15 protein-coding genes are annotated in these 16,246 nt (G+C 45.9%); 7 read left to right on the forward strand and 8 right to left on the reverse strand.

Annotation, left to right across the window (positions count from 1 at the left end; genetic code table 11):
• Positions 1 to 7: 7 nt before the first annotated feature.
• From arsM to M0Q51_03875, 5 genes are all read right to left on the reverse strand, one after another.
• Entirely contained in the window at positions 8 to 826 is an 819-nt protein-coding gene (gene arsM, locus M0Q51_03855; GenBank protein MCK9399119.1) for an arsenite methyltransferase, read from the reverse strand.
• Positions 827 to 837: 11 nt separating this feature from the next.
• Positions 838 to 1,263: an arsenate reductase ArsC gene (locus M0Q51_03860; protein ID MCK9399120.1), complete on the reverse strand. Its 426-nt coding sequence runs from the start codon at positions 1,261 to 1,263 to the stop codon at positions 838 to 840.
• Positions 1,264 to 1,338: 75 nt separating this feature from the next.
• Entirely contained in the window at positions 1,339 to 2,583 is a 1,245-nt protein-coding gene (locus M0Q51_03865) for a hypothetical protein (GenBank protein ID MCK9399121.1), read from the reverse strand.
• Between the two features lie 91 nt (positions 2,584 to 2,674).
• Entirely contained in the window at positions 2,675 to 4,009 is a 1,335-nt protein-coding gene (locus M0Q51_03870) for a 3-hydroxyacyl-CoA dehydrogenase family protein (protein MCK9399122.1), read from the reverse strand.
• Between the two features lie 34 nt (positions 4,010 to 4,043).
• Complete coding sequence (locus M0Q51_03875; GenBank protein MCK9399123.1) at positions 4,044 to 4,811, reverse strand: enoyl-CoA hydratase-related protein; 768 nt, start codon at positions 4,809 to 4,811, stop codon at positions 4,044 to 4,046.
• Between the two features lie 49 nt (positions 4,812 to 4,860).
• Between M0Q51_03875 and M0Q51_03880 the strand changes: the two genes are divergently transcribed.
• The 4 genes from M0Q51_03880 (at position 4,861) to M0Q51_03895 (ending at position 8,608) form a co-directional block, all read left to right on the forward strand.
• The gene (locus M0Q51_03880) at positions 4,861 to 5,145 is read left to right on the forward strand and encodes a hypothetical protein (GenBank protein ID MCK9399124.1); all 285 of its coding nucleotides are present in this window, start codon (positions 4,861 to 4,863) and stop codon (positions 5,143 to 5,145) included.
• Positions 5,146 to 5,315: 170 nt separating this feature from the next.
• Entirely contained in the window at positions 5,316 to 7,541 is a 2,226-nt protein-coding gene (locus M0Q51_03885) for a TonB-dependent receptor (protein MCK9399125.1), read from the forward strand.
• A 62-nt stretch (positions 7,542 to 7,603) separates the two neighbouring features.
• Positions 7,604 to 7,969, forward strand: coding sequence for a cation transporter (locus tag M0Q51_03890; protein ID MCK9399126.1), 366 nt, complete (start codon positions 7,604 to 7,606; stop codon positions 7,967 to 7,969).
• A gap of 30 nt (positions 7,970 to 7,999) precedes the next feature.
• On the forward strand, positions 8,000 to 8,608 hold the full coding sequence (locus M0Q51_03895; protein ID MCK9399127.1) for a cation transporter: 609 nt from the start codon (positions 8,000 to 8,002) through the stop codon (positions 8,606 to 8,608).
• Between the two features lie 101 nt (positions 8,609 to 8,709).
• Here the strand turns inward: M0Q51_03895 and tsaB are convergent, their stop codons facing one another.
• Both tsaB and M0Q51_03905 read right to left on the reverse strand, forming a co-directional pair.
• A complete protein-coding gene (tsaB, locus tag M0Q51_03900; protein MCK9399128.1) occupies positions 8,710 to 9,426 on the reverse strand; it encodes a tRNA (adenosine(37)-N6)-threonylcarbamoyltransferase complex dimerization subunit type 1 TsaB in 717 nt (238 codons plus the stop codon).
• Between the two features lie 32 nt (positions 9,427 to 9,458).
• A complete protein-coding gene (locus M0Q51_03905) occupies positions 9,459 to 10,838 on the reverse strand; it encodes an efflux RND transporter periplasmic adaptor subunit (GenBank protein MCK9399129.1) in 1,380 nt (459 codons plus the stop codon).
• Positions 10,839 to 11,061: 223 nt separating this feature from the next.
• Between M0Q51_03905 and M0Q51_03910 the strand changes: the two genes are divergently transcribed.
• The 3 genes from M0Q51_03910 to M0Q51_03920 are packed head-to-tail and all read left to right on the forward strand — an operon-like array spanning position 11,062 to position 14,932.
• The gene (locus M0Q51_03910) at positions 11,062 to 11,307 is read left to right on the forward strand and encodes a GxxExxY protein (GenBank protein MCK9399130.1); all 246 of its coding nucleotides are present in this window, start codon (positions 11,062 to 11,064) and stop codon (positions 11,305 to 11,307) included.
• 59 nt (positions 11,308 to 11,366) lie between these two features.
• Positions 11,367 to 13,745: a T9SS type A sorting domain-containing protein gene (locus M0Q51_03915; GenBank protein ID MCK9399131.1), complete on the forward strand. Its 2,379-nt coding sequence runs from the start codon at positions 11,367 to 11,369 to the stop codon at positions 13,743 to 13,745.
• Between the two features lie 59 nt (positions 13,746 to 13,804).
• Positions 13,805 to 14,932, forward strand: a complete 1,128-nt coding sequence (locus M0Q51_03920) for a DUF5009 domain-containing protein (GenBank protein ID MCK9399132.1) — start codon at positions 13,805 to 13,807, stop codon at positions 14,930 to 14,932.
• A gap of 44 nt (positions 14,933 to 14,976) precedes the next feature.
• Here M0Q51_03920 and M0Q51_03925 read toward each other — a convergent pair whose 3' ends face one another.
• On the reverse strand, positions 14,977 to 15,555 hold the full coding sequence (locus M0Q51_03925) for a hypothetical protein (protein ID MCK9399133.1): 579 nt from the start codon (positions 15,553 to 15,555) through the stop codon (positions 14,977 to 14,979).
• Positions 15,556 to 16,246 lie beyond the last annotated feature (691 nt).

The raw sequence follows: 16,246 nt of genomic DNA on the forward strand, positions 1-16,246 counted from the left end.
CAAGATTTTATGTTCCGCAGCAGACACATCCTTTGGCTGGTTTTTCCCCGGAAATGGTAATACTGTATATCCCTGTGCCGGAACTCCGGTAAGTTATGATTTCTTCCTTTGTCATGAAAGCACTTAGCACCTGGTCGGGAACAAAAATTTCTTTTTCTTTATGGATTGTCAGGTTGATGAAGCTCATTTTTTGAATCGAAACCATATATTCTTCGTAGCTCAACGCACCTGCAACGCATCCGGCGTACATTTCGGCGGCATTGCGTATTGCAGGTGGCAGCTCACCGCGGATAACCACATCAGAGATGCAAAAATGCCCACCGACTTTCAACACACGGCAAATTTCCATGAAAGCCATATCCTTGTCGGGTACAAGGTTCAGCACGCAATTGCTGATAACGACATCGGCTTTCTTTGAGGTTACCGGCATGTTCTCAATGTCGCCGTAGCGGAACTGGACGTTCTTATAACCCAGTTTTTCAGCATTTGACCTGGCCAGTTCGATCATTTCTTTCGTCATATCAATACCGATGACTTTGCCTTCTTCGCCGACCAACGCCCTGGCCACGAAGCAGTCGTTCCCGGCACCTGATCCGAGGTCGATGACCGTATCGCCCTTGTGGATATTCACGAAATCTGTCGGTATCCCGCATCCGAGGCCCAGGTCTGCATTAGGGGCATAGCCTTCTTTCCCGTCATAATTCTCGCTGAAGATGGTGTATGTGTCATCACAACCGCATCCGCAACCTGATTTTTTTTCGGGCTCACTGCTGTCCTTCGCGATTTGGCCGTATTTTTCCTGTACCAGTTTTTTTAAGTTTTCCATCATATATAATTTCAAATTCCAAATTCCTTCTTGTAAAACTCGAAGAAATCCCTCTTTATTTCATCCCTTACCCTGCGGTATTCTGCCAGCACCTTTTCTTCATTGCCCATTGCATCGGCCGGATCATCAAAGCCAATGTGAAGTCGCTTTTTTACTTTCCAGGTAAAGGCAGGACACGACTCATTGGCTCCTCCGCAAACGGTTATCACATAATCCCATTCTTCATCAATGTATTGGTCCACCTTTTCCGGAATATGATGGCTGATGTCTATGCCCAGTTCCTTCATTACTTTCACAGCGTTGGGGTTGACCCTCGGCGCCGGATGAGTACCGGCTGAAAAAACTTCAAGCGAACGGTCAAACGATTTCAGGAAGCCTTCCGCCATCTGACTACGGCAACTATTTCCCGTGCAAATAACAAGGATCTTTTTTCCCATATTTAATCATTTCGTATTTCGCAAAATTACGAAATGTTTTATTAGTAACAGGGTTTCCAACCCTGTCAGGACTTCTTACCCTCTCTTATAAACGATCGCCACCACTGTCACATCATCCCCACCCATGTTGATAGATAACCCATAAGGCTTTGCAGGATTAAGCGGGATCTGCGCTGTGCCGGCTTTACCGGTCAGCTGTTCCCACAAAGTGACAGCCATGTGAACACCGGTGCCACCCGTAGGATGACCCCAACCGATCAGGCCGCCAGTGGTATTCATCGGGATCATGCCATTGCGGGCAGTGTTACCTTCCGCAACAAACTGTGCACCTTTTCCCTTTTCAGCGAACCCCAGTGCTTCAGTTGCCAGAACGCCTGCTATGGAGAAACAGTCGTGCGTCTCGATCGTCCCCAGGTCGTGGATGGTGATTCCGGCATCTGCAAGTGCGGTCATAGCAGCGTTCTTTATTGTGATGACTTCCGTCAGGTCCGGTGGATCCTCTGTTATGTTTCTGACTTTATGGGCCCAGGCCACGATCTCTACCGCTTCGCTTTTAGGGATCCCGCAGCGCTTCAGTCCTTCTTCCGAGCAGACAACTATGGCCGAAGCCCCGTCAGATACCTTTGAACAATCAAGCACATTCAGGTTGTCCACAAAACCGGCTCCGTTGGGCTTCATCTTTTGATAGAGCGCTTCAAGATCCTCCGTCTTGTTCCCGAATTCCTGCGCTGTCGGACAGAGACGTGCGTTTTCTATAGCATTGCGGAACCACCGCCCCATCCCTTTACGGGCGTAATCCATGCCATATTTCTCATAATAGGCCCCGGCGCGGTCGCTGAACTGGCCAGGGAAGAAATAAGCATGCCCGTTCTTGCGTTTCTGGAACCACCCCGCTCCCGCCAGGATGTCGGCCCCATAAATGGCTTTCACCGTATTCTGAACTTCAATGCCCAATGTCAGCGAAACATCTGCCGTCCCTGCAAGAACATTCTTTATGCTCGTTACCAATGCCAACCCACCGGATGCACAGGCGCCTTCAACACGTATCGCGGATTTGAACTGCAGTTCCGGATCTGCCATCGGGAAAAACCCGCCCAGGTGGGCCTGCTTGTTGAACCGTGAAGCCATGAAATTGCCCACTACGCATTCATCCACGTTCTTAGCACCCCCGATCTGCTTTAATGTCCCCTGAGCCGCATCTTTAAAATAATGTTCGATACCAGGCCGTGCCTTTTTGGGATTGAACTCACTGCGGCCCGTACCCATGGAAATGGTGTTGTACCCGGCTGCCATGTAAATTTTTTTGTGAGGTTTGCTCATATTGAGAAAATGTTATTGGTTATTGGTTATTGGTAAATTGCCGACCGCCGACCGCCGACCGCCGACCGCCGACCGCCGACCGCCGACTGATCTAAAAGTACTCATTCACCGGCCCATAGGCATGGAAGAAACCGGTTAGCAACACGGTGTTCACATCTTCTGCCGAATGGGCCACCTTATCGGCTACAAGCTTTTTCCCGATCGCATCCGATTTCCGGCCATACTCCACGGCAAGCTTAGCTCCAACGGTATCCATTGATTTAATATCACCGAAGATCTTTCCGAAAACCTGGTCTTTGTCCTTTACCTTAACAGCTGCTTTCCAGGGAATAAGGGATGCCGGTACAGGGCCGAGCACCTTGTCGCATTTATCTTTTAAATCATTGATATTCATATAGGATTTGTCAGAAGGATTAAATATCGCCACCGGCTTTCCTTTATCATATTTCAGAAAACCGTCTTTTTGTGATCCGTCTGAATATTGTCCTCCTTTTACACCCAGCCCGATCAACTTATCTAGCAAATCACTGTGCAGGTCTTCATCCGGCAGGAAGGGGTTCATCACATTCATGATGAAAGATACTACATCGATCCCCACATAGTCGATCAATTGGAAGATGCCCATCGGCCGGATCAGAAACTCCTGCGTCACTTTATTCACCGAATAAACGGCTTCAGGAAAAGTCATTTCCCCGGCCAGCTTTTCAACGGTTTTGATGCCATGCAGTGCGTCGCGCATGAAGTGGCCGTTGCCGATGAACCCCGCAAAGTCGTTCGCGGGGACTACAACCTTGCCGAGGTTTTTGGCATACTCCTTTGCAAATCCGATCATCTCCGGATTAGTCTTATCCGTAACGATCAGTTCAACGAGTTTCTGGACAGCCGGGGGATTGTAGAAATGGAAGCCAAGGACACGGCCTCCGAGTTTAGCCTCTTCATCAATAAGATGGATTGGAACGGATGACGTGTTCGTGAAGAACCAAGGTTTTTCCGGGTTGTTCTGGTCGATCCGGGACAGCAGTTTAACTTTCAGGGCGCGGCTCTCACTGACCGCTTCAAAGACCAGCCCTGAATCATAGGCCGATTCCACCCGGGTAGTGGGGCGGACGATGTTCATCACATCGAAAATGTACTGGTTGATGATCTCCTCGTTCTCGATGAGATCCAGCCGGTCAGCATAAGCCTTACGCAGGGCAATGGCTTTTTTCTCCGCTATTTTCTGTACCTGGCTTCGCATATAAAGCATCAGGCCGGCCAATCCTTCCTTAGAGACATCCATGGCATTCAGCACGAAAGCTTTTCCTTTGTTTTCGGGTTTCAGGCTAAGATCGGCCATTTCCACAGCCGTGAGTAGCAGGATGCCGCTTCCCATTTTTCCAGCCGCCCCAAGGACGGTAACGTTCTGTAATTTATCGGAATAAACCATATAAATTTTGAATTTTGAATTTTGAACTTTGAACTTAAAATTTAGGTGGCCTTTTCTCCAGGAATGCCCTCATCCCTTCTTCGCCTTCAGCTTTGAACTGCGTGCCAAAGAATTCCGCTTCCAGGTTGCAGCCATCTTCGAAATGCATCATCCGCCCTGCACGGGTCACGTATTTAACTTTTTTCACGGCTTGCGGACCCTTCGATGCAATAACCTTAGCGATCCGTACGGTTTCTTCCATCAGTTGTTCAGGTTCCACAACCTTTTGCACCAGGCCAATACGGAGTGCTTCATCGGCAGTGACCATCTCCCCGCTCATGAGCAGAAATAATGCATCGCCAAGACCTGTGAGCCTTGGTAAGCGCTGCGTGCCGGCATAGCCAGGGATCATGCCCAGGGAAACTTCAGGCTGGCCGAATTTAGCCTTACTGCCGGCAATCCGGAAGTCACACCCCATGGCCAATTCCAGCCCGCCTCCCAGCGCAAAACCGTTAATTGCCGCGATTACCGGGATCTCCATCTTCTCCAGGCTGCGGAATGTTTTCTGACCGGTTTTCGAAAAAGCGATTCCCTGCTCCGGCGTCATATCCACCATCTCAGCGATATCTGCACCGGCCACAAAGGCTTTTCCTTCCCCGGTAATGATCATTACCCTGATTTCGGGCATGCCGGAAACCTGTTTGATCATGGCATCCATTTCCAGAAAAAATCGGGTATTAAGTGCATTAAGTGCTTGTGGGCGGTTGACGGTTACAATGGCAATATTCTCATCGACAGTCAATTTCAGAATCTCATAATCCATAAGGCAGGAGTTATTGTTAATGGATTCACAAATGTAGGAAAAAATTTGAATGAGAAGTCAGAAGTCAGAAGTCAGAAGTCAGAAGAAATATTCCAAATTCCAAGCTTCCATGCCTCCATGCTTCCCTGCCCCTCTCATCAATATCTTAACAATTTTTAAGACTAATATGATGAAAATTGCATATCTTTGCATAACAGATGTTAAAATAATGCGGAACATCCGGAAAATAGGGTCAATTTTATTAGTTTCCCTGCTGATCGCAGCAACAGGCGGCTATCCAATTTGCCGCCGCCTGATTCAGGGAGGCAGATACTGGTGGCTCATCACCAGCTAAAGATTGCCCCCTCACTGGTTTAATTCAATTTGCATTCTTTGCGGTACTTTGCGTATCCTTTGCGTGACTTTGCGTCATAACTCACTAAAATAGTGACACGAAGTTTCACAAAGTAGCACAAAGGACCACAAAGTTTTATTTTATTTCTTAAGGAATAAACAAGCATAAAAATGAAGATAATAAAATATCCCCTCATATTCCTGCTTTTCCTGGCCAGCACTTCAGCCTACAGCCAGAAAATCCAGGGCTACGTCTATGAACTTGACGGGGAGCAAAAAAAAATGCCCCTCACCGGCGCAAACGTTTTCTGGGCAGGGACAACAATTGGCACCGCCACCGATCCAAACGGCTATTTCGAACTGAAACGCCCAAAAGATAAGACTCCCGGCCTGGTTGTGAGCTTCATCGGCTTTCGCAGTGATACCGTTAGCCTTTCACCGGATCAGCAAAAAATTGAGCTCGTACTGAATGAGAATAAAACCCTGGAGGAAGTGGAGATTTACGATCGCTTACCTGGCGCCCATATCTCCCGCACCGACATGATCGCTACCCAGCAGATAACTCTCGGGGAACTGAAGAAAGCCGCCTGCTGCAACCTGTCGGAGAGTTTCGAGACTAACGCTTCAGTCGATGTCAATTACAGTGATGCCATCACCGGGGCCAAGCAGATCAAACTGCTCGGCCTGGCCGGAAAATACAGCCAGTTGCAAACGGAAAATATCCCCAACCTTCAGGGATTGGCAACTTCCTACGGATTATCTTATGTCCCTGGGTCATGGATGGAATCGATCCAGGTGTCAAAAGGCACCTCTTCGGTGAAGAACGGCTTTGAATCGATTACCGGGCAGATCAATGTGGAATATAAGAAACCTGACAACAAAGAGAAACTCTATCTCAACTTTTTCGGTAACCAGGCCGGCCGGCTCGAGGCTAATATCAATAGCTCCATCCGGGTTAGCCCACTGTGGGGAACTGCAGTTTTCGGCCATGTTTCCAACCAGTCGACCCACATCGATCACAACAACGACTCGTTCCTCGACGATCCGTTGTTCACGCAGGTAAACCTCTTCAACAGGTGGAATTACAATTCCGATAAGATGGAAGGCCAGTTTGGAGTGAAGTTCCTGACGGAAGAAAGAAAAGGAGGACAGGCGGGATATTATACATCCAATGAACCGGCAGCTCAGGATTTCTATGGAACGGAAGTAAAGACCAACCGCCTGGAAGTTTTCAGCAAAACGGGTTTCTTCCTGAACCGTCCGCAAACGAGCATCGGATGGATCAATTCATACATCTACCATGATATGAATTCTTTCTTCGGGCTCAACACATATGCGGGCACACAGCATCATTATTACAGCAACCTGATGTTTCAGACTTATATCAGCAGTACCGACCATACTATCACCACAGGGTTGAGTTACAAGATGGATAATTACAACGAAATGCTGAACGATTCTGCTTTCCGGAGAACGGAACATGTGCCGGGGGCCTTTTTCGAATACTCATGGGTCATTCCGGACAAGTTCACGCTGCTGGCCGGCATCCGGGGGGATTATGACAACCTTTACGGTTTTTTCTTCACACCGAGGCTCCATCTTAAATACAATATCACAAAAAAAACGGTCATGAGAGTTTCGGCAGGCAGAGGATCCCGCACGGCTAACGTGGTTGCTGAAAACCTCTCCCTGCTCACCACTGCCAGACGGTTTGAATTTACAGAAAAGCTCAGGATGGAACAGGCCTGGAATTACGGTTTAAACATTACCCAGTACGTTGATATCCTGGGAAAGGAATTGTCGGTCAATGCCGAGGTTTACCGGACTGATTTCATCAACCAGGTGATTGTTGACAAGGAGCAGAACCTCAACCAGATCCTGGTCTATAACCTTGATGGAAGATCGTATGCAAATACATACCAGGTGGAACTTAAATATGAGTTCATTCCAAGGATGGATATTACTGCCGCCTTCCGGTACAATGATGTTAAAATGACCATCAACCGGGTGCTGATGCGCGAGCCAATGGTGAATAAGTATAAAGGGCTTTTCTCTGTTTCCTATGCTACCAACCTGAAGAAATGGCAGTTCGATGTAACGGCCCAGTTCAACGGGTCTGCCCGTATCCCTTCTACAGAACTCCTACCGGAGGAATACAAGATGCCGGCTAATTCACCGGATTATATTATCCTTAATGCCCAGGTCACCAAATTCTTCAAGCGCTGGGAGATTTACCTGGGCGGGGAGAACCTGACCAACTACACCCAGCACCATCCTATTATTGCCGCGGATGATCCTTTCGGACCCTATTTCGATGCATCGAACATATGGGGACCGATCAGCGGTATCAAGATATATGCGGGGGTGAGGCTGTTGCTGAAATATGATAAACTTTAAATAATTGAAAATTGAAAATTGAAAATTAAGCATTAAACATTAACATTAAACACTTAGTTATTATGAAAAAGATCACTGTTTTATTTGCAGTCATGATGATGACAATTCTTCTGGGTGCCGGGAATCAGATCATGGCCCAGAAAAAGAAAAAAAACTATGAGGAAGTGCAGATACAGACTTCTGCTGTGTGCGGCATGTGCAAAGATCGCATCGAACACGACCTCGCCTTTGAAAAGGGGATTAAAAGCGTTTCGCTGGACAACGAAACCAAGATCGTCACAGTGGGTTACAGCCCGAAAAAGACCAACCCGGACAAAATCCGGCTGGCAATCTCAAAGATCGGTTATGATGCCGACGGTGTGGAAGCTGATCCCATAGCATACGAAAAACTGCCTGGGTGTTGCAAGAAAAGTAATAAAGCTCACTAAAATTGGTGTTGAAATTTTGACTTTATCATCATGACAGAAAAACTCTGGCAAAAGGCCATGCTCTTTGCGGTACTCACAATTGTGTTTAATATCGTCGAAGGAGTGGTTTCGATCTGGTTCGGTGTCTCCGATGACATGCTGACCTTGTCTGGGTTTGGGGTGGACAGCTTTATTGAGACGATATCCGCCGTGGGTGTTGCTGTGATGATCACCAGGATAAGGAATAACCAGGATACAGATAAAATCCGCTTTGAAATCACAGCCCTGAAGATCACGGGATGGTGTTTTTATATCCTTGCCGTTATCCTGACTACTGGCGCGGTATTTAACCTGGTGCAAGGCCATAAACCGGAATCAACCTTAGCAGGAGTGATTATTTCACTGATCTCGATCGTATCCATGCTGGGCCTGATAGCTGCTAAAAAGAAACTCGGCAGGAAACTCAACTGCCAGCCGCTCATTGCCGATGCCAACTGCAACCTGGTGTGCGTTTATATGTCGGTAGTCCTGCTGGTTGCCAGCGGGGCCTTTGAATTGTTTGACCTGGGCTGGATCGATGCGGTGGGAACCGCCGGGATCATTTTTTTCTCTGTGAAAGAAGGAAGGGAATCGTTGGAGCAGGCAAAAGCATTAAAATAGGTTTAAGGATTAGGCGTTAGTCGTTATTGGTTATTAGTTAGTGGGTATTTATTAGTTGCCACTAACCATTAACCACTAACCATTAACCAATAACCTCAAAATTATTTATTCAAGCCTTTTACTCTTGTTATTCCAGGTATAAAATCCTTTAGATAGTAGGGTTCAAAGTACACGACATCTTCGAATTCCGACCGGCTGAATTTTTCTTCCGCGAGGCTGACCATATATGAAGCGGATAGCTGGAAATCATTTATAAAACGAGCATGGGGATGATTACCAAGCATGGGATTGCATTTTTCCGCACCATCTCCGAAAAACCATACCTGGTGTTGATCCAACTCAGCGGTGAAAGAGGATTCAATGATTATTTCGGCCCGGATATCCCTGACAAGTTTCAGGTCCATGTCATATAATCCGTTGTAGACTTCCATCCTGCGGGCATCAATCATCGGGCAAAGCAAGGCCCCTGAAGGCAAAAACTCATCATATTCTTTCAGTTGCTTAAGAATTCCGGTCGCCATCGATTGCAGCGTTCCCACAGCGATAAGCGGTTTGTCGATGGCATAGCAAATTCCTTTGGCGGTGGATACCCCGATCCGCAGGCCGGTGTAGGAACCGGGGCCCATGCTCACGGCAACGGCGTCCAGTGCGGAAAAAGGCATGCCGGCGATTTTCATGATCTCCTCAATAAAAACAGTTATGGTTGATGAATGGCTGTTTTTCTCGCGGGTTTCACGGATTTGCAGAATGCTGCCATTGGCCGACAAAGCCACTGAACAAACCTGTGTAGCGGTTTCAATATTAAGAATGAAGGCCATCAGGAGGAATGTCTGGGATCAGGATGATTATGCTATTTTTCCTCTTCAGCGTAAATATCTTTCTTATCAACGACTTTTACAGCGTCATCGTTTTTCAGCTTTTTGGAGATGGCGCGATATGGACCGGTGATCACTTCCTGGCCTTCGTCAATTCCTTTAGTGATCTCAATATAAGTATTATCCTGCACGCCGGTCTTAACCTCCTGCATCAAAGCTTTGCCATCTTTAATCAGGAAAACATACTCTTTTACTTCGTCTTTCGAAGCTGCCACATCTATATTGGCATCTTCTTCCTTTACCACACCAGAAGTATCTGCACGGGTTGTCACAGACTGGATAGGGACGGAAAGCGCATTATAAACCGTTTCCGTCTGGATATCAACCGTGGCAGACATACCCGGCCGGAAAGGCGAACGGATAACACTGGCGGTGTCGACTATTTCACGGTAGGATTCAGGAAGGATGCGGATCTTCACGTTGAAGTTAGTGATCTGGTCGGCGCTGACTCCAACAGTATTGGCCGAAGTAGAAATTTCGGTTACTATTCCTTTGAATTTCTTATCAAGGTAAGCGTCCACTTCGATCAGGCAGGTATCATTCAACGTGACCCTGACGATATCATTTTCATTCACTTCCACATTCACTTCCATACTTTCCAGGTTTGCTATACGCATGATTTCTGTACCTGCGGAAAATTGCGATGCGCCGGTCACTCGCTCGTTTTTCTCTACGCTTAGCTTGGACACTGTTCCATCATTGGGGGCTGTTATGGTAGTCTTGAACAGGTTTTCCTGTGCCTCTTTCAATGAGGCTTTGGAGCTTTCCACCCCGAACTCGGCGCTTTTGAGGCTTTCCTTAGCCGCATCTTTCCCGGCTTTGGCCACTTCATATGCAGATTTGGCTGCATCATAATCCGCATCGGAGATCACTTTCTGATCCCAAAGTGTTTTACTCCGGTTAAAGCTTAGCTCCGCGTTCCGGAACTGCGCTTCCACCTGGGCAACCTGTGCCCGTGCATTTGCTTCGGCGGCTTTCTGGGAATTCAGCATGGCTTGCATCCTGTCGAAATTAGCCCTGTAAATCTCCGGGTCAATCTTGGCCAGCAGGTCGCCTTTCTTTACCTGGTCGCCTTCCTTTACATACAGCTCGATCACTTCTCCGGAAATATACGGACTGATCTTGATGTCCTTCTCCGGCTGGATCTTGCCGTTGGCGGAAACCACTTCGATGATGGTCCTTTTTTCGACTTTCTCGGCAGTTACCTTGATTCCGCTTCGTTCAGTGCCCTTATTCATGGCAAGAATAATCAGGACGATGACGACCACTGCCCCGAGTGCAACCAGGATGATGTTCCTTCTTTTTTTAAAAAACTTCATAATGATGTATTTTTCGATCTGATCTTGAAGGTTCAAATGTAGGATTTTTTTGAAGATTTTACGGTTATCAACGGGTATATTTCATGAATTTCCGGATAAACGTCTAAAGTTGTTACACTAAGTTACACGAAGAAGCGCAAAGATTCACAAAGATTATTCGGGAATAATCTTTAAAAATTGTAATCTGAATTCTTTGTGAACCTTAGTGTAACCTTTGCGAAACTTTGTGTAACAACTAAAACTTGAGCAGGCAAATCAAATGGAAGAAGAAAAACCATTGCCTATTATTTATAAAGAAGTGAAATTAGATCATGGGTACCGGATTGATTTATTGGTTGAGAACAAAGTAGTTGTTGAAATCAAAACAGTTGAAATTCTAACAGAAGTGCATACAGCTCAGGTATTAACGTACATGAAACTTGGGAATTATAAATTAGGCCTTTTGATTAATTTCGATGTATTATTGCTGAAAACCGGGGTTAAAAGATTTATCAATTCTCTATAAGATGGAATCTTTCATCCCTGATCTTTTTCTACTTTTATAGAATGAAAATCAAATCAAAAATGAAACCTGTCTTTACTCATACCGTAATCAGAATCCTTCAGATTACTTTTGTCATTCAGTTTCTATTTCTTATTTCAATCTCCAGCCCTGCAATATCGCAGAAGCAGCCCATCAGCTCTTCCGACAGCCTCCACGCCACTCACTACGAGATCCATATCAGCAACATTGATTTCCAGGCGAAGTCGATCGCCGCTTCTACGACTGTCTGGCTGACACCCCTTGAAAACCCGGTCACTCCAATAAACCTGGAATTAATTCAACTGGCTGTCACAAATGTCTGGGTGGATAATATTCCGGTAACGAATTTCGAACAGACTGACAGCTTATTGATTATTCCGATCAGCGACCCTTTACAGCCGGGAGATACGGCGATGATAAAAGTGGATTATCATGGCGTTCCCTTCCACGAAAGCTGGGGTGGTTTTCATTTTTCCGGTGAATATGCTTTCAACCTTGGTGTGGGTATTAGCACCATCCCCCATAACCTCGGAAAGAGCTGGTACCCCTGCGTGGATAATTTCACCGACCGGGCGACATATGATGTTTTCTGCACCCTGCCGGCCGGTAAGATAGCCGTCGGCGGTGGTTTGCTGGTCGAAGAGATCGATAATGGCAACGGAACCATCACCTATCACTGGAACCTTGGACAAACCGTTCCCACCTACCTCTCGTCGCTGGCTGTAGGAAATTATGTAGCTGTCAATGATACCTTTAACGGCATTAACGGCCAGGTGCCAATTAACATCTATGTCAGACCGCAAGACACCAACAAAGTGGCCGGCACCTTCGTTAACCTGAAAGAGATCCTTGCCATTTATGAAGACTGCATGGGCCCTTATTCCTGGGACCGTGTCGGTTATACCGGCACTACCATCGGCGCAATGGAGCATGCCACCAATATTTTCATCCCCCACAGCACCATCACGGGCAGCACCAGCTACGAATCGCTCATGGCGCATGAACTTACCCACATGTGGATGGGCGACAAAGTAACCTGCTCATCGGCGCAGGAGATGTGGATCAACGAAGGCTGGGCGACTTTCTTCGGAATGTATTATGCCCTTGCACTTTACGGCGACGAATCAGCCTTTAAGCAGGAGTTGCGCGTCAAAAATGGCAGTATATTGCAATATTGCCATACTTCTTCTGGCGATGGTTCCTATTTCCCGCTGAACCAGATACCACAGGAATATACCTACGGCACGTCGGCATATGACCGCGGCGCCACCGTATGCCAGGCACTTCGCTTTTACCTTGGCGACAGCCTCTTCTTCGGAACCCTCACAGCTTTTATTGATGAATTTGCTTTTCAGTCAGTTTCTTCTTACGACATGCGGGATTTCATGACAAATTACACCGGCACTGATATGGGCGGTTTCTTCAATAATTTTGTCCTGAATTCAGGAACACCGCATTATTCAGTAGACTCATTCAATGTGGTGATCAGAAATAAAAGTTTCTGCGATGCCACTGTTTATGTGAAACAAAAGCGGCATGGGCCGGCGTTTACCGGCGATGGTAACATCATGGAGGTGATGTTCATGGATAATGACTGGCACTCTTATACCGATACGATCCATTTCGACGGGAAGACAGGGTTTTCCGTAACAACCCTACCCTTCTGGCCCACCGTCGTGCTGGTGGATCCGGAGGAAAAAATGTGCGATGCCACGACCGACAATTACAAGACTATTAAAACAACCGGAAGTTACACTTTTGAAAAGACTCTCTTCAGTATGGTTGTCGAAAATATCAGTGATTCGGCTTTCATCCAGGTCACACATAACTGGGCCCCGCCCGACAGCCTGGAAGAACCTGTCACAGGTCTGCGCCTGTCGGATTACCGCTACTGGCGGATCGACGGCATTTTTCCAGAAGATTTCCAGGCCACAGGCAAGTTCTTCTATTCCGCTAATAATTATCTTGATAATACACTGATCACTTCTTCATCCGATACCGTTATCATACTTTACCGGAGAGGGGCAATGGAAGACTGGCAGGAGGTGGAATTCGAGAAAATCGGGCCATGGAACATCGGGAACATCATTGTCGACAACCTGAAGACCGGCGAGTACACACTTGCTGTAAAAGATTCAGGTGTCGGCTTTGCGGAGCCAAATCTTCCGGAAAAAATAATTCTGGACATTTATCCGAATCCCTCATCCGGAAGTTTTACCATCATTTCCGGCAGTAAGGCTGATGGGGAGATCAGGATCTACACTAATACGGGCACATTGGTGAAGGCCTTCCCCGTCCAGGCCGGCCAGGACCTGGTCAACTGGTCGCCGGAAGGACTCGCTTCAGGGAATTACCTGGTTGCTCTTTACAGGGAAAATAGTCCCGGGCCGGAGATCAGAAAGGTCTTTTATTTGCCTTAAAGCTTAGCGTGCGATTGTATCGCATGCCTGTAAATTCATTAAGAAATAATCAACACTGCATGAAGGAAATATCATCCATCAAAGATTCCCCTCTCTCTTCCGGACGTCTGTTATCACTGGATGCGCTCAGGGGTTTCGACATGTTCTGGATCATTGGGGCCGAGGGAATTGTCCATGCGTTGAAAGAGGCAACGGGCTGGGGTTGGGCCATATGGATGTCAGGCCAGCTTGATCATGTCGAGTGGAACGGGTTCAGGTTTTATGACCTGATATTCCCACTGTTCCTTTTCCTCAGTGGCGCGACGATGCCATTTTCCCTGACCCGCCAACTGGAGAAAGGCATCCCAAAAAAGAAGATCTATCTGCATGTGGTGCGGCGGGGATTATTGTTGGTTTTACTGGGTTGCATTTATAACGGTTTGCTGCAGTTTGATTTTGAGCATCAGCGCTATGCCAGTGTGCTGGCACAGATCGGCATTGCTTACATGCTGGCAGCTTTTATTTTTCTGAATACCGGATGGAAAGGACAGGCTGCCTGGGCGGCTGGGATCGTACTGGCTTACTGGGCAGCCATGAAACTCATTCCCGTTCCCGGCTTTGGTGCCGGCGTGCTTACCAGGGAAGGAAGCCTGGTTACCTATGTGGATCAGATGCTTCTGCCGGGCAGGTTTCATGAAGAGATCTTCGATCCGGAAGGCATCCTGGTAAAGATCCCCGCTATTGCAACAGCCCTGCTTGGCGCCCTGGCCGGCTGGTGGCTGAAACAAAAGAAGACGACAGAGTACTATAAGGTTAATTATATGGTCCTGGGTTCAGTATTATTCTTCCTGCTGGCCTATCTGATCGGGCAATCTTTCCCCATCAACAAAAAACTCTGGTCTTCCTCCTTCATATTCCAGACCGCAGCTTGCAGCACCCTTCTTCTCGCATTGTTTTACCTGGTTATCGATGTGTGGAGGATTCGTGGCTGGGCCTTTTTCTTTGCGGTGATCGGGATGAACTCAATAACGATCTATATGGCCACCGGGATAATAGATTTCTGGCACACCGCTGATTATTTTTTTGGTGGTGTCGCCCGGCTATATGGGGAAAACTGGAGCCAGGTAATCCTGGCCATCAGTGTGGTGCTCATCGAATGGGGTTTTCTATATTTCCTGTACCGGAGGAAGATTTTCCTCAGGGTCTGATTCCTGGCCATGTGTCACGGACGAGCGCTTACTCTGGGGCAGATTTATTTATGTTTTAAATATTTAATCCTCACGTTTTTGAAGTTATTGTTTTGATTGCCAGACTTCACTTCAAGTGTAATAATCTTTTCTTTCAGATCAATAATTCGGCGAAATTCAAAATTGTATAATCCTGTTTGCCATTCATTTAACTGTTTTTCGGAAAAACAAATAAAAGATCGGTCAACCCAATAGTAATTGTGATGGCTGCTTGTATCATTTATGCTTAATATTATTTTGGAATTATTCTCATTATCATATTCATTATCAATCAACACCTGTATAATACTTACATATTCAAAATCAGGTATATCACGGCTATTACCATTATAAATCACATTATGTGCATTCTTAGAAGTATTTATATCGCCAATTAAAAATTCTTTTACAGTATGATAATTATTGTAATTGTAATTCTTTTTCCAGACCAAACCTTTGTACCTGTCTTCTGTTTTCAAAAACACTTTCCAGTACTTTTCCTTATCCATATCAATCCAATGAAGAATATACTCTTTGTATTGATAGGTCTGAATAATGTTAAGTGGGATGGTTAAAAATGACAAGAGAATGATAACTATTTTCATTCCCTTCATTATTCCACCCAACATGAGTGCAAAAGGGATAAAGAACACCGTATAGTAATCAATGTATGCTCTCAATCCGTAACTACAACCATAGAACCATGAATGCCAGGATGAAAGAACATAAGTAAGGATTATAAAAAAAGATATCCATGTAAAAACCAGATAGTATTGTCGTTTATAAGTTAACCATATGAGGCTAAGCAAGGAAATGAACAATATGGGAGTATAAACAAAGAGACCTTTCTTGTAACTAAACAAGATATTAAAGATCTGGGGATCTAAGAAGTTGAAACTTTCTCCCTGATAAGAATATATTAAAAATTTTCCTGTCTGCAAATACCAAAGTAAACATTGAATGAAAAATAGACCGAAAATTAAAAATATGCCGATCAGTAGTTTTTTAGGATTACGCAAAAGATGAATAAATCCATCTTTAAGAGATATTAGCGAACCAGCAATAAAAGGAACAAATAAAATAGTGAGGACATTTATTTGACGGAGAATGATTATCAATCCCAAAAAAAGACAAGCTAAAATAAATTGATTTAAATTTCCCTTTCTAAGATCAATACTCCGTTAAAAATTCATGCAGCTAATCTACCGATATTCAGGCACTCCTCATAGAGGCTTCTGTATTTTTCGCAACTCATGTCGAGGGCTAACTTTGAAAAAATAAAATCCGTTATAAACT

It is taken from the genome of Bacteroidales bacterium (assembly GCA_023229505.1).
In the GTDB taxonomy this organism is placed as follows: domain Bacteria; phylum Bacteroidota; class Bacteroidia; order Bacteroidales; family JAGOPY01; genus JAGOPY01.

Coding starts and splice junctions, on each gene's coding strand:
- arsM (MCK9399119.1), bottom strand. CDS start 826: ATGGAAAACTTAAAAAAACTGGTACAGGAAAAATACGGCCAAATCGCG.
- M0Q51_03860 (MCK9399120.1), bottom strand. CDS start 1,263: ATGGGAAAAAAGATCCTTGTTATTTGCACGGGAAATAGTTGCCGTAGT.
- M0Q51_03865 (MCK9399121.1), bottom strand. CDS start 2,583: ATGAGCAAACCTCACAAAAAAATTTACATGGCAGCCGGGTACAACACC.
- M0Q51_03870 (MCK9399122.1), bottom strand. CDS start 4,009: ATGGTTTATTCCGATAAATTACAGAACGTTACCGTCCTTGGGGCGGCT.
- M0Q51_03875 (MCK9399123.1), bottom strand. CDS start 4,811: ATGGATTATGAGATTCTGAAATTGACTGTCGATGAGAATATTGCCATT.
- M0Q51_03880 (MCK9399124.1), top strand. CDS start 4,861: ATGAGAAGTCAGAAGTCAGAAGTCAGAAGTCAGAAGAAATATTCCAAA.
- M0Q51_03885 (MCK9399125.1), top strand. CDS start 5,316: ATGAAGATAATAAAATATCCCCTCATATTCCTGCTTTTCCTGGCCAGC.
- M0Q51_03890 (MCK9399126.1), top strand. CDS start 7,604: ATGAAAAAGATCACTGTTTTATTTGCAGTCATGATGATGACAATTCTT.
- M0Q51_03895 (MCK9399127.1), top strand. CDS start 8,000: ATGACAGAAAAACTCTGGCAAAAGGCCATGCTCTTTGCGGTACTCACA.
- tsaB (MCK9399128.1), bottom strand. CDS start 9,426: ATGGCCTTCATTCTTAATATTGAAACCGCTACACAGGTTTGTTCAGTG.
- M0Q51_03910 (MCK9399130.1), top strand. CDS start 11,062: ATGGAAGAAGAAAAACCATTGCCTATTATTTATAAAGAAGTGAAATTA.
- M0Q51_03915 (MCK9399131.1), top strand. CDS start 11,367: ATGAAACCTGTCTTTACTCATACCGTAATCAGAATCCTTCAGATTACT.
- M0Q51_03920 (MCK9399132.1), top strand. CDS start 13,805: ATGAAGGAAATATCATCCATCAAAGATTCCCCTCTCTCTTCCGGACGT.
- M0Q51_03925 (MCK9399133.1), bottom strand. CDS start 15,555: ATGAAAATAGTTATCATTCTCTTGTCATTTTTAACCATCCCACTTAAC.